At 74.5% G+C, this 15141-nt stretch carries 11 protein-coding genes; 4 read left to right on the top strand and 7 right to left on the bottom strand.

Going from position 1 to position 15141, the window contains the following annotated elements; translation table 11 throughout:
• Positions 1–110: 110 nt before the first annotated feature.
• On the bottom strand, positions 111–1652 hold the full coding sequence (locus tag EJG53_RS08730; RefSeq protein WP_125044380.1) for a PucR family transcriptional regulator: 1542 nt from the start codon (positions 1650–1652) through the stop codon (positions 111–113).
• A gap of 216 nt (positions 1653–1868) precedes the next feature.
• Here EJG53_RS08730 and EJG53_RS08725 point away from each other — a divergent pair, with 216 nt between their 5' ends.
• Positions 1869–2402, top strand: coding sequence for a type 1 glutamine amidotransferase domain-containing protein (locus tag EJG53_RS08725; protein WP_125044379.1), 534 nt, complete (start codon positions 1869–1871; stop codon positions 2400–2402).
• Positions 2403–2424: 22 nt separating this feature from the next.
• On the opposite strand, the gene treZ is transcribed toward EJG53_RS08725, so the two are convergent.
• Positions 2425–4287: a malto-oligosyltrehalose trehalohydrolase gene (gene treZ, locus EJG53_RS08720; RefSeq protein ID WP_125044378.1), complete on the bottom strand. Its 1863-nt coding sequence runs from the start codon at positions 4285–4287 to the stop codon at positions 2425–2427.
• Positions 4288–4363: 76 nt separating this feature from the next.
• On the bottom strand, positions 4364–5290 hold the full coding sequence (locus tag EJG53_RS08715) for a GNAT family N-acetyltransferase (RefSeq protein WP_125044377.1): 927 nt from the start codon (positions 5288–5290) through the stop codon (positions 4364–4366).
• A gap of 304 nt (positions 5291–5594) precedes the next feature.
• Between EJG53_RS08715 and EJG53_RS08710 the strand changes: the two genes are divergently transcribed.
• Positions 5595–6152 (top strand): DUF1707 and FHA domain-containing protein, encoded by a 558-nt coding sequence (locus EJG53_RS08710; protein WP_125044376.1) that lies wholly within the window; start codon positions 5595–5597, stop codon positions 6150–6152.
• A 24-nt stretch (positions 6153–6176) separates the two neighbouring features.
• Here the strand turns inward: EJG53_RS08710 and otr(A) are convergent, their stop codons facing one another.
• Positions 6177–8114, bottom strand: a complete 1938-nt coding sequence (gene otr(A) / locus EJG53_RS08705) for a tetracycline resistance ribosomal protection protein Otr(A) (RefSeq protein ID WP_125044375.1) — start codon at positions 8112–8114, stop codon at positions 6177–6179.
• 396 nt (positions 8115–8510) lie between these two features.
• Here otr(A) and EJG53_RS08700 point away from each other — a divergent pair, with 396 nt between their 5' ends.
• Positions 8511–8888 (top strand): hypothetical protein, encoded by a 378-nt coding sequence (locus tag EJG53_RS08700; protein ID WP_125044374.1) that lies wholly within the window; start codon positions 8511–8513, stop codon positions 8886–8888.
• Between the two features lie 59 nt (positions 8889–8947).
• Here the strand turns inward: EJG53_RS08700 and lpdA are convergent, their stop codons facing one another.
• The gene (gene lpdA / locus EJG53_RS08695) at positions 8948–10399 is read right to left on the bottom strand and encodes a dihydrolipoyl dehydrogenase (protein WP_125044373.1); all 1452 of its coding nucleotides are present in this window, start codon (positions 10397–10399) and stop codon (positions 8948–8950) included.
• Positions 10400–10498: 99 nt separating this feature from the next.
• Here lpdA and EJG53_RS08690 point away from each other — a divergent pair, with 99 nt between their 5' ends.
• The gene (locus EJG53_RS08690; protein ID WP_125044372.1) at positions 10499–11407 is read left to right on the top strand and encodes a LysR family transcriptional regulator; all 909 of its coding nucleotides are present in this window, start codon (positions 10499–10501) and stop codon (positions 11405–11407) included.
• A 56-nt stretch (positions 11408–11463) separates the two neighbouring features.
• Here EJG53_RS08690 and EJG53_RS08685 read toward each other — a convergent pair whose 3' ends face one another.
• Entirely contained in the window at positions 11464–12294 is an 831-nt protein-coding gene (locus EJG53_RS08685) for a M55 family metallopeptidase (RefSeq protein ID WP_125044371.1), read from the bottom strand.
• 124 nt (positions 12295–12418) lie between these two features.
• Positions 12419–14914 (bottom strand): malto-oligosyltrehalose synthase, encoded by a 2496-nt coding sequence (gene treY, locus EJG53_RS08680; RefSeq protein WP_125044370.1) that lies wholly within the window; start codon positions 14912–14914, stop codon positions 12419–12421.
• Positions 14915–15141: the final 227 nt, after the last annotated feature.

The raw sequence follows: 15141 nt of genomic DNA, 5'->3' as shown, positions 1-15141 counted from the left end.
ATCCGGGTCCGGAGGCGGCCGTTGTGACCGCCCGGCCCGGTCGCCGAGCCCGTCCCGCCACGGCCGTCAGGACCGCCCGCCCGGTCGCCGGAACCGCCGCGCTCCCGCCGTCAGGACCGCCCCGCACCGCCCTGCGGGAGGTCACCGCCGCTCCGGATGCGGGTGGCCAGCCACAGGTCGAAACGGTCGTCGGGGTCGTCGAGGCGGCGTCCGGTCAGGTCCATCGCCTTGTCGAGCCGGTTGCGTACGGTGTGCCGGTGCACGCCGAGGCGGCGGCTGGTCGCGTCCCACGCGCCGCCGGCCTCCAGCCAGGCCGCGAGCGTCGTCAGCAGTTCCTCGCCGTGGTCGGCCAGGTCGAGCGGGCCGAGTACGGCGTCGGCGTAACCGTGCAGCGTACGGCGGTCGCCGAGGTCCAGGAGCAGCCTGCTCGCCGCGCTCTGCCGGGCCTCCTCGGGCACCCCGCTCGCCCGGCTGACGCCGAGCAGCCCCGCCGCCTGCCGCAGCGAGACCCGTACCGCGTCCGGCGGGGCGAGCGGGCCGATGCCCGCGGGGCAGCGCGGCGCGAACCGGCCGAGTACGTCGCGGACGTCCAGGCCCCCGCCCACCACGGCCTCCACGAGCCCGCTCTCCGCCACCCGGACCAGGCCGCCGGGCACGGCCAGCGCCAGGTCGGCGGCGATGTCGTGCGGCCCGCTGTCCGCCGGACCGGCGGCCGGCGGCTCGACGACGAGGCCGCGCACCCGGTCGTCGTGGAGCCCGGCGGCGGCCAGGATGTCGTGCGCCCGGCCCGCCGGTCCCTCCTCGTCGGACAGCAGCTCCGCGAGGAGCGCCGACCTGCGGCGCCGCTCCGGTTCGTCCATCAGGTGGCGGCGCTCCAACTCCAGCGAGAGCAGTGAGACCAGGCCGGGGACCACGGCGCGGGCCGCCGCGTCCGGGCTGCCGGTGAGCAGCAGCAGACCGCGCAGCCGCCGGGCGCCGAGCGGCTGCACCTCCAGATGGCGCCCGCCGGCCGTGCTGGACGCGCTGCCGCGCAGACCGCGTGCGGCGACCCGTTCGACCAGGTCACGGGCGGCTGCCGGGGACGGGGGCCGCTGACCGCCGCCCGTGGCGAGCAGCCGTCCGAGCGGATCGAGCACCGCCGCTCCGACGCCCGTGGCGGCGGTCCACTCCTCCAGCATCGGCCGCAGCCCGCTGTCCGTGGCCGCCGCGGTCAGCCGCCGCTGCGTCGCGAACGCCCGGTGCAGCACCGCTTGCTGCTCGTCGGCGCGCGCGTCGAACACGGCTTTGGTGACCGCGATGAACGGCACTTCGTCGGGGACCGTGAGCAGCGGCAGGCCCGCCTCGCGCGCCGCGTCGACCAGCGGCGCGGGGGCTTCCTGGTACGGGAGCCCGGTGCCGAGGCCGAGCGCGAGGCAGGCGGCTTCGCCCTCGGTGACGTCGCGGACGTACGCCTGGCAGGCCGCCGGTTCCATCGGCAGCACCAGGCCGATCGTCATCAGCAGCTCGCCGCCCTGCAACCACTTGCCCGGGTGCAGCAGGTCGGAGACGGTCGCGGCCTCGACGCTGCGGTCCAGCAGCGCGGCCGGGACGTCGTAGGTCACCGACAGGTTCAGCTCGGGGCGGGCGAGGAGGTCGGCGATACGGAGGGGCATGTACGCAGTGTCCACGAGGTGGGCCGCCGGTGGACAGTCGGGCCAGCGGATCCGGCCATCCCGTTTACGGGGTGACGCATCCCGGTACCCGCTTCCCGAGGAGGAATCACCTCCCATTTGGCACGTTTTTGCCCGGTTACGACCGGGGATGCGAAAAGAAGACCGCAAAGGGAACACCCCTTCGCAACGCAGGACGAACGCAAAGGATGAGCGGCCATGCAGGTGGCGTTTCTCGTAGCACCCGAAGGCATCGAGCAGGTCGAGCTGACCGAACCGTGGCAGGCGGTGATCGACGCCGGCGGCACCCCGAAGCTCGTCTCCACCGAGTCCGGCCTTGTCCAGGCGTTCCACCACCTGGACAAGGCGGACACCTTCCCCGTGGACCAGACCGTGGACCAGGCCCAGGTCGGCGACTTCGACGGGCTGGTGCTGCCCGGCGGTGTCGCCAACCCGGACGCGCTGCGGATGAACGAGAAGGCCGTGGCGTTCGCCCGCGGCTTCTTCGACGCGGGCAAGCCGGTCGCGGCGATCTGCCACGCGCCGTGGACGCTGATCGAGGCGGACGTGGTGCGCGACCGTACGCTGACGTCCTGGCCGAGCCTGCGCACGGACATCCGGAACGCCGGCGGCACCTGGGTGGACGAGCAGGTCAAGGTCTGCACCGGCGGCCCCAACAAGCTCATCACCAGCCGCAAGCCGGACGACCTCAAGGCGTTCTGCGACACGTTCGTCAAGGAGTTCAAGAGCTGACCCCGGTCCGGCCGGGAGCAGGTCACTCCTCGTCCGACAGCACCACGGCCGACTCGGGCGGAAGTCTCAGGACGCCGTCCGGGCCGGCCGTGACGGTGTCCGGGGCGTCCGGCCACGCCGCGAGCACCCGCTCCCGCCCACTCCCGCCCGGCACCTCCGCCGTGCCGTCCGCGCCCAGGTGCACCACCACCCGCACCGGCCCGCGCCGCAGGGCCAGCCAGCGGGCCTCCTCGTCGTACGTGACCTCGGTGTGTGTCATGTCCGGGTCGGTGAGCGACGGCTGGGCGGCGCGCACCGCCAGCAGGGTGCGGTACCAGGCCAGCAGTGCGGCGTGCGGCGTGCGCTCCGGCTCCGACCAGTCCAGGCAGGAGCGGTCCCGTGTGGCCGGGTCCTGCGGATCGGGGATGTCCGCCTCCCGCCAGCCGTGCGCCGCGAACTCGCGGCGGCGCCCGGTCCGTACCGCCTCGGCCAGCTCCGGGTCCGTGTGGTCGGTGAAGAACTGCCACGGCGTACGGGCCGCCCACTCCTCGCCCATGAACAGCATCGGCGTGAACGGGGAGCACAGCACCAGCGCGGCCCCGCAGGCGACGAGCCCGGGGGAGAGGCCGGCGGCCTGCCGGTCCCCGAGCGCCCGGTTGCCGATCTGGTCGTGCGTCTGGGCGTAGGCCAGCAGACGGTGCGCGGCGGTGGCACGCCGGTCCAGGGGACTGCCGTGCCGGCGGCCGCGGAAGCTGGAATACGTACCGTCGTGGAAGAAGCCGCCGGTCAGCGTCTTGGCGAGGGCGGCGAGCGGCGCGCGGGCGAAGTCGGCGTAGTAGCCCTGGGACTCGCCGGTCAGCGCGGTGTGCAGGCTGTGGTGGAAGTCGTCGTTCCACTGGGCGTGCAGGCCGTGGCCGCCGCCCGCGCGCGGGGCGAGGGTGCGCGGGTCGTTGAGGTCCGACTCGGCGATGAGGAACAACGGCCGCCGCAGGTGTGTGGAAAGGGCGTCGACGGCGGCGGACAGGTCGGCCAGGAAGTGACGGGCCCGGGTGTCGATCAGAGCGTGTACGGCGTCGAGGCGCAGACCGTCGATCCGGTAGTCCCGCAGCCAGGAGAGCGCGCTCCCGATGAAGTACGCGCGGACCTCGTCCGACCCGGGCGCGTCGAGGTTGACCGCCGCGCCCCACGGCGTGTGATGGGTCTCCGTGAAGTACGGCCCGAAGGCGGGCAGATGGTTGCCGGACGGGCCCAGATGGTTGTGCACGACGTCCAGGACGACGCCCAGGCCGTGCCCGTGGGCCGCGTCGACCAGCCGCTTGAGCCCGTCCGGGCCTCCGTACGGCTCGTGCACGGCCCAGGGGGCGACCCCCTCGTACCCCCAGCCGTGCGTCCCGGGGAACGGGCACACGGGCATCAGGGCGAGGTGGGTGACGCCCAGGCGGGCGAGGTGCGGCAGGCGTTCGACGGCGGCGTCGAAGGTACCGGCGCCGGTGAACGTCCCCGTGTGCAGCTCGTACAGGACCGCGCCCGGCAAGGGACGGCCGGGCCACGCGTGCCGCCAGGCGAACCGGCCGTGCTCGACCACCGCGCCCGGCCCGTCCGGCCCGTCGGGCAGCCGGGCCGCGCGCGGGTCGGGCAAAAGTGGCCCGTCGTCGAGGCGGAAGCCGTAACGGTCACCGTGGCGGGCCGGTACGTCGGCCCGCCACCACCCCGTACGGCCGGGATCGCGCTCCATGGGGACGTGCTCGGCGGAGACCTGCCCCGTACGGACGTACCCCGTCGCCGCGGCGTGCCCCGTCGTGAGGGCGGGATCCTCGCCCCCCGTCCCGTCGGCGTCCCCGTCGCGGGGCGTCACGAAATGCAGCGCGACCCGTCCTGCGTTCGGTGCCCACACCTCGAACAGCACGGCTGTCCTCCCTCGCCCGGCCTACGGGCGGAAAACCCTCCGCCCGCTCGACGGACGCACAGCTCTCCGCCCGCTCTCAGACGAAGAATGCACGTTCCTGCGTCATCGGGTACCCCGCCTTGGCGAAAGCCGCCGCCATCTGGACGTTCGGCTGGTCCGTTTCGCCGACGATCCGTTCCGCGCCGTGCTCCGCGAGGTGGCGGGTGCAGTCGGCCAGCAGGTCGTAGCCGTACCCCCGGCCGCGGTGCTCCGGTACGACGCCGATGAACCCGATGACCGGCGACCGGAGGTTGCGGGCGGGCACATGCAGCCCCACTGGCTCACCGCCCCGCGCGGGTTCGGCCGTCCAGGCGACCCGCCACCAGTCACGCGGCGACGGGCACCAGCGGAAGAAGGCCAGCTCCTCCTGGGCGGCCTGCTCGACGCCGCCCTCGGCGATCGCCTGCCGGGCGTGGGCGTCCAGCGAACCGGTCTCGACGCGCCGCAGAATGTCCAGGAACACCCCGTCGTCGGGCTCGGGCCGGAACACCAGCCGCCCCGGCTGCTCCGGGAGCCCGCACTCGGGTGTCCAGGTGTAGCGGAAACGTTCGACCAGCGGTACGAGACCGGCCGCGGCCGCCACGTCCGTACGGGCGCGGGCGGCGCCCCGTACCGCCGGCCGGTCCCGCCAGCCGGGCGGCAGTTGCAGGACGTACTCGGCGTGCAGGGGAGCGGTGCGCAGCAGCCGGACGGCGGCGTCCGACTCGCCCGGCGCGAAGTCCAGCCAGTCCAGGGCGACCGGCCGGGCGTCCTCCGGCCCGGCCCACCAGGCGGCACGGGCCACCACGACACCGTCGCGCAGGGCGACCCACGTCCACTCGGGGCGGTACTGGCCGCCCTGGGCGGCCGTCACGCAGCGGTGGCCGAAGGGCAGATGGCCGACGAGACCGGCGGTGGGGTCGTCCAGCGTGTCGAACAGGTAGGCGTCGCTCTCGGTGAGCGCGCGGATGACCAACTCGGTCATGAGATCCTCTCGGAAGGCGGTCGATGCGCTCCCGACAAGCTGGGATCAGCCCGGGATCAGATCGAGACCAGCCCGGTTCCGGCCCGGAACGGCCGGTGGGCGGAGCGGGAGCGCGGGAACGGGTACGTCGGCACGGCGCTCGCCTCCTTCCCTCGTCTCTCCTCGTCCAGGGCCGGCGCAGAGCGTAGCCCGGACCGCCGGCGTCGCGCCACGGTTTTCCGGCAGGTCCGTACGGCCACCCGCCGGGCTCCGCACCGGCCCGCCCGGCTGGACACCGGCGCGCGGGCACCGGACAATCTCCGGCATGACATCGCTGGAGTTCCCGGCCCGACCGGCGCGCCCGTCGGAAGCCGACCGGGAACGCGCCTTGGAACTGCTGCGCGAAGGCGCGGCGCAAGGCAGGCTGTCCCAGGACACGTTCCTGCGGCGGCTGGAACTGGTGCTCACCGCCCGTCAGCACGCCGAACTCGCCGCGGCCACCGCCGACCTGGCCTCCCGGGGCCGGGTCGAGGGCGCCGTGCTGCGCGCGGTGGGCAAGGTGTCGTCGTTCAACATCATGGTCCGCAGGGCGTGGCGCCGCGAGCGGCTGCCGAAACTGCTGCTGCCCGCGCCGGGACCGTTCCCCCTCCGCATAGGGCGCGCCCCCGGCTCGGGCCTGCGGCTGAACCACGACACCGTCTCGCGCGCCCACGCCGAACTGCGCAGCGCGGACGGCGGCTGGTTCCTGCGCGACCTCGGCTCCACCAACGGCACCTGCGTCAACGGTCGCCGGGTGGTGGGAGAGGTGCTGGTCCGCCCCGGCGACCACGTGGCGTTCGGCCGCGTCGACTACGTCCTCACCGAGGGGGAGCAGCAGCCGTAGCCGCCCGGGCCGCCGGGGCTTGGATCACGACGGCGCCGAGGCGTACGGCGCCCCCTGCGGCACCGGCCGGTCGCCCGCCGGGCCCGCCGGCTGGGACCACCAGGTGCCCTCGCCGTGGGTGAGCCCCGGCAGCCGCCGCTCGGCGTCGGGGAGCCGGCGGGCCGGGAGGGTGCCGGTGAGGAGCCAGCGGCCGCCGGTGTCCGAGGTGTCGTCGAACTCCGCGCCCAGGGCCGCGAGATGCGCGGTGACCGGGGCGATGGTGTCGAGCGGCACCTCCGCCTCGAAGGAGTGGCACGGTTCGTACACCCGCGTACCGGCCCGGCGCAGCGCACGCGCCAGGACGACCGGCGTGACCCCGCGGAAGTCCCCGGCCGTACTGACCGGTCCCACGAAACCGGAACGGGTCAGTACGACCCGGCAATCCGTGACCGCCCAGCCCTGCGGCCCCTCGCGCAGCGACGCGTACACCGTGTCCTCCACCGCCTGGTGGAAACCGTGCGGCAGCGCGCCCAGTTCGGTCTCGTAGGTGAAGTGCGGGCCGGAGCCGCGGGGGCCGGGCTCGACGCGCAGGCCGACCGTCGCCCACCAGCCGACGTGGTCGCGTCCGGTGATCTCCTCGTACGCCTCGCCGGTGCCCAGGAGCCGTTCCACACACATCACCCGGCTGGGGGTGAAGTCCGCCGCGATGCCGTGCTCCTGGAGGAGCGTGGCCGCGATGATCTCCTTCTGCACCTCCCCGTAGAGGAGGACCGAGGTGGCACCGGAGTCGGCCGGCCGGGCGTGGATGAGCGGGTCCTGCTCCGCCAGCTCCAGCAGCGCGGCGCGCAGCCGGGCGGCATCCGCCGGGCGCCGGGCGCGCACCACGGTCTCCAGGGTCGGGCGGGAGAACAGCGCCTCGCCGTCCTCCCGGTGCGTGCCGGGCGCTTCGTCCCCCAGCCGGTCGCCGACCCGTACGCCGGGCAGGCCGCGCAGCACCGCGATGTTGCCGGCCGTCAGCGGCGCCTGGTCACCCGGCGGGCGGCCCACGATCTCCAGCGCGGTGATCCGTCCCTCGACGCGGGCGGCCGTGCCGTCCGGTTCCCGGCGGTGCAGCACGACCGGCCGGCGCGGCCGCACCTCGCCGTCGTAGAGCCGCAGGTAGGCACTCTTCCCGCCGCCCGGCTCGCGCTGGACGGCGAAGACCGTGCCACGCGGCGGGGCGCCGGCGCTGCCGGGCGTCGGCGGGATCAGCCGGGTCATGCCGTCGATGAGCGCGCCGACCCCCTGCCCGCCGATCGCCGACCCGAAGTACAGCGGATGCACCGAGCCGTCCGCGGTACGGGCGGCCAGCGCGGCCAGCAGTTCGTCCGGGGTGGGCGGCGGACCGTCCACGGCGCGGGCGAGGATCTCCTCGTCGGCGTCGGCGAGGAGTTCGGTCAGCCGGGCCCGTACGGCGGGCGTTTCCGGACGCAGCGGCGTCGTCCGCGCGTCCGGGGTGCCCGCGTCGCGCACGGCGGCCATCGGGACGACGTGCGGCGCCAGGGTACGGCGGATGTCCGCCACGAGCGCGTCGGTCCGCGCGCCCGCCCGGTCGATCTTGTTGACGAACAGCAGGGTGGGCAGCCGCAGCCGCCGCAGCGTCTTCATCAGGACACGCGTCCGCGCCTGTACGCCTTCGACGGCGGACAGGAGCAGCACGGCACCGTCCAGAACGCCCAGGGCACGCTCGACCTCGGCGATGAAGTCGGAGTGCCCGGGGGTGTCGATCAGGTTGACCTGGACGTCGCCCGATGTGAAGGAGGCGACCGCGGACCGGATCGTGATGCCGCGCGCACGCTCGATGGCGCCGCTGTCGGTCCGGGTGTCCCCGGCGTCCACACTGCCGAGCCGCTCGATGGCGCCGGTCGCGTACAGGAGCCGCTCGGTCAGGCTGGTCTTACCCGCGTCGACGTGGGCCAGAATGCCGATGTTCAGGGTGTGCATGGGTGGTCGAGACCTCAAGAACTGTCGTCCGGTAAGGGCGCTGAGTAGTTCCGAGGTTTCGGCGCATTCCGTTGCTCCTGCCTGAGGTCCGGGGCGCGCACGGGGTTTCCGTGCGCGGGGCGTACGGGACGGGCCGTACGCGGGCGTACGAGCCGTACACAGAGGTGCGAGTCGTACGCGCCGATGGTGGACGGACGGGCGGGGTGGCGCAACTCCTTTTCGGGGGGCGTGGCTCGCCGGGGGCGAGTGATCGCGTTCTGAGACACTGGCCGGCCGTCATCACGTGTCACGCCTCACCAGGAGCCGGCGGACAGCCGTCCGGGAACGCGAGGACGAGACCTTCGCGCAGCGCTTCACCGCGCTGCCCCGGCCCTAGGCGTGCGGACCGTGTACGCGGTGCACGACAGCTCCGGCCACTTCATCGGCCGGATAGTGCGCGGGCGTTCCCCGTGGGGAATACGCCAGTCATGGCGCATCGAGGACGCGGTCAGGCAGAGCAGCGCGATCGCCTGTAAGGGCGATGTCCTCGGCTGGGTCGCCTATTGGGCGTTCTCGCCGGTCTGGGCCGTCCTGGCGCTGCTCCATCTTCTCAACGGCGACCTGCACCCGAGCGGTTCCCTGTGGAGCACACCCCATCGCGCGCGCTGGCGCATGCGGGCCGACGGCGGACGGAGGAAGGTGGCCCTCGACCACAACACCGGCCGATACCGCGCGGACACCGGACTGCTGGATGTGCACCTCGCCTACGCACAGGCCGCGCTGTACGACGCGTAGCACCGGGTAGGCCAGGCCACCGGGTACGGGCGGGCTGCCGAAGGAGGCACGGGTGCTGCTCAGTGCTGGTGCAATCCCCGCCCCGCCAGCGTCAGGAACGTTTCGCCGACCGCTTCGGACAGGGTGGGGTGGGCGTGGATGTGCTGGGCGACGTCGGACGGGTCGGCGTCCCAGGCCACCACTAGCTGGCTCTCGGCGATCATTTCCGAGACGTGCGGACCGACCAGGTGGACGCCGAGCACGGCCCCGGTGCCTGTGCCCTCCGCCGTCGCGACGACCTTCACCACCCCGCCCTGCCCGTGCACCATGCCCTTCGCCACCGCCGTCAGCGGCAGGGTGTTGACCCGGACGGCCAGTCCCCGCGCCCGTGCCTCGGCCTCGGTCAGGCCGACGGAGGCGGTCTGGGGGGAGGAGTACGTCACGCGCGGCACGGTCGCGTGATCCACCGGGCGGGTCGGGACGCCGGCCAGCGTCTCGGCGACCAGCAGGCCCTCGGCGAAGGAGGCGTGCGCCAGGCCGGGGGACGGGGGCGGCAGCAGATCGCCCACGACGTGGATGCCGGGGACGGCGGTCTCCAGCCGGGACCAGTCGGCCGGCGGCACGAAGCCGCGCCCGTCGGTGGCCAGTCCGGCGGCCGCCAGGTCCAGGCCGTCGGTCACCGGCACCCGGCCGACCGCGACGAGCAGGCGTTCGGCCTCGACGGTCTCCTCGCCCTTGGCGGTACGGACGGTGGCCCGTACACCGGACTCCGTGACGTCGGCCCCGGTCAGCGTCGCGTCCGTACGGACCGTGATGCCGCGCTTCTTCAGACCGCGCGCCAAGTGGCGGCTCACCTCCTCGTCCTCCAGGGGCAGCAGCCGGCCGGCGGCCTCCACGAGGGTCACCCGGGCGCCCATGGACCGGTGGAAGGACGCGTACTCGACGCCGATCGCGCCGCCGCCCAGCACCAGGACGGAGTCCGGCAGTCCTGGCGCGAACAGGGCGTCGTCGCTGGTGACGACCGTACGGCCGTCGGGTACGAGGCCGGGCAGCAGGCGCGGGCGGGAGCCGGTGGCCAGGACGACGCCGCGCCGGGCGGTGAACTCCCCGCCGTCCGGAGCCTCGACGAAGACGGAGCGCGTGCCGGTCAGGCGCGCGCTGCCGCGCACCACACGCACCCCGGCGCGCTTCAAGTGCCCTTCGACGCCCTGGTGGTTGCGTGTCACGATGCCGTCGCGGGTGGCGGTCAGCGCGTCCCAGTCCACGGCGTCGAGCGTCGCCTTCACGCCCCAGCGCTCGCGCGCCTCCGCGATGCCGTCCACCAGTTCCGCCGCGTGCAGCATTGCCTTGCTGGGGATGCAGCCGCGGTGCAGACAGGTGCCGCCGACGAGGCCCCGCTCGGCGAGGACCACCCGTAGCCCGAGGGCGGCGGCCCGCAGGGCTGTGCTGTAGCCGCCGGTGCCGCCACCGATGACGATCACATCGGTCTCGCCGTCGCTGCCGTTGCCGCTGCCGTGCTGCGTGTTTCTCATGCGGTCAGCCTCCGCCCGCCTCCCGTCATGAGTCCAAGGCAATGTTTCCATGGGGGCGATGAGGAACGTTCATGGCGGGATGCGAGGGGGCGGTCGGTCGTGAGTCTGCGGCAGATGGAATATCTGGTCTCGGTCGTCGGGGAGGGGTCCTTCACCCGGGCGGCCGAGCTGCTGCACGTCACCCAGTCCGCGCTGTCCCACCAGATCAAGGCCCTGGAACGGGAGGTCGGCGGCCCGCTGCTGGAGCGGATGCCGCGCGGCGTCCGCCTGACGCCCATGGGCCGCGCCTACTTCCCGCACGCCGAACTCGCCGTACGCAGCGCCGAGCAGGCCCGCCGCGCCGCGCTGGCGACGGCCGGGGCCGAGAACGGCGAGCTGCACCTCGCGACGGTGCACGCGCACGCCGTCGGCGTCCTCCCGGAGGTCTGCGCGCGCTGGGGGCGCGAGTACGGCGGTGTGCGCCTCGTCCTGCACGAATACGCCACCACCGAGGACCTGTTCGCGCACATGGAGCGCGGCGTCGCCGATCTGGCGGTGGGGCCGCGGCCCGAGCAGTGGCCGGGCCCGGTCACCGTCGTGGGCACGGAAGAGATGGTGATGGTCCTGCCTCCCGGCGACCCGCTCGCCGGGCGCGCCGCCGTCCGGATCGGGGAAGTGGCCGACCGGCCGTGGGTGCGCTGCGCGCTGGAACCGGTCTTCGCGGGCCGGCGGTGGCTGGACGTGGAGTGCGAACGGGCCGGCTTCACGCCCCGTACGGCCGTCCGTACGCAGCACACGTCCACGGCGGTCCGGATGGCCGCGGCCGGCGTGGGCGTCCTGATCACCGCCGCCCACGAGCTGACCGGCCTGGACTGCACCGCCGTTCCCACCGACCCGCCGTGGCGCCGCGAGATCACCGCCTTCTCCCGGGTGCCGCCCACCGGGGCGGCCGCGCGGTTCGTCACGCTCCTTGGGGAGGTTTTGATGCCGGGTGGCGGCGCGGCCGATGAGGGCCCCAGGGCGCGCTGATCGGCGGTGCGGCGCAGCGGTACGGCCCGACGGCAGGGCTCAGCAGGCGGCAGGGCTCAACAGTACGGCGCCTGGTCGGTCAGCGAGGCCGCGACCCGCATCCACACGCCGAAGAGCCGGTACAGGTCGGTGAGCGGCCCGCGAGCCCGGACGGTCCGGCTGTCCACCGAGGTCACCCCCGGTATGCCGAGCAACGTGACCGCCACCGAGGCGGACTGCCAGCGGACGGTGAGCGTGCTCGGGTCCGGCGGCGGGACGGGCTCCGGGAGGGGCGCCGAGAGGGCCTCGGCGACCGCTTCCTCGATGGCCCGGCGGGCTTCCGCGGGCGGCAGCAGCGCGGCGGCGAAACGATCGTGCGCGTGCTTCACGGCGACGGTGGCGACCCGTTCGTCCCACTCCCGCATCTCCGCGCAGGCCCCGTCGTCGCCGGTGAGCGCCACGACGGGCACCCCGAGTGCGGCCGCGGTGGCCTGCGCAAGGCCGATCTCGCCCACGGGGCGGCCGTCCAGCCAGATGTCCTCGATCTCGTGGCCCATGAAGCTGTGGCTCAGTACGCCGGGCGCGCCCGCCCGCGCGTGATAGCCGATCAAGATCATGGCGTCGTGCCCCGGAGTGAGTCCTTCGAGCATCCCCATCTGCTTCGCTTCGCCCCGGATGAGGCGGGCCGCCGGGTGCAGGGCTTCGGGGAGCAGGTTGCGCATCGGCCCGTGCGCGTCGTTGACGACCACCTCCGTCGCGCCGGCCGCGACGGCACCGCGGACGGCGGCGTTGACGTCCTCCGCCATCATCAGCCGTCCGCGCTCGTAGTCCCGCCCGCCGGGCTGGACGTCTTCCGCGTCGACCAGCCCGGTGACGCCTTCCATGTCCGCGCTGAGGTGGACGCGCATGAGGTGCACTCCTTGGACTCGGCCGGGAGACGGACGTCTGCCGCCACAGACGCCTGTTGCCGCACCCGCGGTTCCGCGCGGAGCAGCCGCCGCCCGGGCCTCGTCCGTCCGCGCGGGCCCTCCCTCAGTCCTCCGCGACGAGCAGCGCCACCGGGTACCGCCCCAGCAGCTCCCGCAGGCACACCACGGGCCGGTGCACCTCCCGCCCGGTGAGCAGTTCGCGCCAGCCCGTACTCGTCGCCGTAGCCGTACCGGCGCTCGTGGCCGTGCCCGTAGACCTGCCCGGCAGCGTCAGTTCCGTGTCGCGCCAGCCGCCGTCCTCGGCCAGCCGGAGGGAGAGCCGGGTGGCCACCGTGACCACCCGCCCGGCGCGGGCGAAGGCCAGGCAGTGGCCGGCCCCCGTGCCGTCGGCGTGCAGCGGGGTGTACGTGCCCTCGACGCCGAACCACTCGGGGTGGGCCCGCCGCAGCCGCAAAGCGGTGGCGGTCAGCAGCAGTTTCTCGGCGGACAGATCCTGCGGTTCCGTGCCGCCGTCGAGTTCGGTCAGCAGGTCGGCGCGGAGCCGGGGCGGGCGGCGGTTGTCGGGGTCGACCAGGGCGTTGTACTCGGTCTCGGTGCCCTGGTACAGATCGGGTACGCCGGGCATGGTCAGGTGCAGCAGGGTCGCGCTGAGCACGTTGGCGCGGACGTACGGCGCGAGCCCGGCGGCCAGTTCGGTCAGCGAGGACGCCGCCGGTCCACACGGGCCGGCCCGCAGGAAGTCGCCGACCGCCTCCTCGTACCCGGCGTCCTGGTCCGTCCAGGACGTGTGCAGCCCCGCTTCGCGTACGGCCTTCAGCACCGACGGGATCAGCCGTTCGGCGGACGGCTTGCCGAGGCCGAAGGCGGTCTGCCAGGCCACCCACGCCAGGTGCTGGTCCGGCGGCTGCGGCCCCTCGCCCCCGGCCGGCCCGGCGGACACCCGGCGCAGCAGCTCCCGCCACCGGTCCGGGCATTCGGTCAGGACGGCGATCCGCGCCCGCACGTCGGCGCTGCGCTTGGTGTCGTGGGTGGAGAGCACCGTCGAGGTCAGCGGCCAGTCCCGCTGGATGCGGGCGCAGTACGCGTGGAAGGTGTCGACGCCGACCGTGGGCGCCCCCGGGTCGGCGCCGACCTCGCAGGCCGACAGCAGCGGCACGTAACGGTAGAAGGCGGTGTCCTCCACGGACTTGGCGCGCAGCGCGGACGACGTCTGGGCGAAGCGCGCGCTGAAGTCCGCGCAGTCCGGGTCGTCCCCGAGCAGGCCGAGCGCGAGGTCGCGCACCAGGTCCACCGCCAGCGCCTCCTCCGGCGCGCGGAAGACCGTACGCGCCCGCGCGGCGGCCTCGGCCAGCATCGCCGCGTCCTGCTCGCCGCGCCGCGCGTCGCGTGCTCCGGCGCCGTCGGTGGCGTACGGGCGGTAGACGGGCAGCCGGACCAGCAGTTCACGGACGGCGGTGCGCAGCGCCCACGGCGCGTGGTCGCCCTGGTGGGACGCCCGGTCGCTGATCCGGCCCGCGGTGCGCACCAGCCGTTCGACCTCGGCGGCGAGGTCGTGGGTGACCACCTCGTAGGCGGCGCGGCGTACCGTTTCCTCCCAGTCGCCGCCCGCGTCCGCGAGCGGGGCGACGAAGTCGCGGTAGACGCTGAACAGGCGCCCGGAGCCGAGCGGGCAGACGAACAGGCCGTCGAGGTGGCGCAGCGCGTCGTAGCCGGTGGTGCCCGCGCACCGCCAGCCGCGCGGCAACTGCTCCCGGCCGGTCAGGATCTTCTCGGCCACCGTCCAGCGGCCGCCGGTGGCGGTGTGCAGCCGGGCGAGGTAGTCGCCGGGGGCGGCCAGGCCGTCCGGGTGATCGACGCGCAGCCCGTCGATGACACCGTCGCGCATCAGCCGCAGCAGCGTGGCATGGGTCGCCTCGAAGACCTCCGCGTCCTCGACCCGTACGCCGATCAGCTCCGAGATGGTGAAGAACCGCCGGTAGTTGATCTCGCTGCGGGCCAGCCGCCACCAGGCGAGGCGGTACCACTGGGCGTCCAGCAGGCGGGGCAGCGGCAGCCGCTCGGTGCCGGGCCGGACGGGGAAGGCGTGGTCGTGGTAGCGCAGTACGTCGCCGTCGAGCCGGATGTTCCCCAGTTCGTCGCCCAGCCGCCCGCCCAGCACCGGCAGCAGCACCCGTCCGCCGTGCCCGCCGTCCCAGTCGATGTCGAACCAGCGGGCGTACGGGGACGAGGGGCCGTCCCGCAGCACCGCCCACAGCGGCGCGTTCAGCGACTCCGGCGCCGGGACGGCCATGTGGTTGGGCACGGTGTCCACCACCAGCCGCAGTCCGTGCGCCGCGGCCGTCGCGGCCAGCGCGCGCAGGCCCTCCTCGCCGCCCAGCTCGGCCCGTACCTCCGAGTGGTCCACCACGTCGTAGCCGTGCGTGGACCCGGGCGCCGCCTCCAGCACGGGGGAGAGGTGGAGGTGCGAGACGCCCAGCGCGGCGAGGTACGGCACGGCCTTCTCGGCCGCGGCGAAGGGCAGGTCCGGCTGGAGCTGGAGCCGGTACGTGGCGGTGGGAGGCGCAGTGGCGGTGGGTGGCGCACTGGAATCGGCCGTCATGGGAACACCCGTACCCGCCGGACGGCTTGTTGTTTCACCGGTCCGGCCGCGAAGGGCACGCCGGACGGGAGGCGGTCGGCCCCGGACCGGCCCGCCCGGGGCGGGGTGGCGCCGTACGGACGCATGCCCGGGACCTGCGCGACCTGGCCGCCGCGGGACTGGGGCACCCGTACTACGCCGTACGGCTGCCGGAACCGGCCGTACGGAACCGGCGGGATCCACCGCAA

This window comes from Streptomyces chrestomyceticus JCM 4735 (assembly GCF_003865135.1).
GTDB lineage: Bacteria > Actinomycetota > Actinomycetes > Streptomycetales > Streptomycetaceae > Streptomyces > Streptomyces chrestomyceticus.
The sequence above is the reverse complement of the archived record's forward strand: the minus strand, read 5'-3'. Positions and strand labels throughout refer to the sequence as shown.

What these genes read in the sequence shown, in the direction of transcription:
- EJG53_RS08710 (WP_125044376.1), top strand. Translation starts at nt 5,595, where the DNA reads ATGACATCGCTGGAGTTCCCGGCCCGACCGGCGCGCCCGTCGGAAGCC.
- treY (WP_125044370.1), bottom strand. Translation starts at nt 14,914, where the DNA reads ATGACGGCCGATTCCAGTGCGCCACCCACCGCCACTGCGCCTCCCACC.
- EJG53_RS08715 (WP_125044377.1), bottom strand. Translation starts at nt 5,290, where the DNA reads ATGACCGAGTTGGTCATCCGCGCGCTCACCGAGAGCGACGCCTACCTG.
- lpdA (WP_125044373.1), bottom strand. Translation starts at nt 10,399, where the DNA reads ATGAGAAACACGCAGCACGGCAGCGGCAACGGCAGCGACGGCGAGACC.
- EJG53_RS08685 (WP_125044371.1), bottom strand. Translation starts at nt 12,294, where the DNA reads ATGCGCGTCCACCTCAGCGCGGACATGGAAGGCGTCACCGGGCTGGTC.
- EJG53_RS08725 (WP_125044379.1), top strand. Translation starts at nt 1,869, where the DNA reads ATGCAGGTGGCGTTTCTCGTAGCACCCGAAGGCATCGAGCAGGTCGAG.
- EJG53_RS08730 (WP_125044380.1), bottom strand. Translation starts at nt 1,652, where the DNA reads ATGCCCCTCCGTATCGCCGACCTCCTCGCCCGCCCCGAGCTGAACCTG.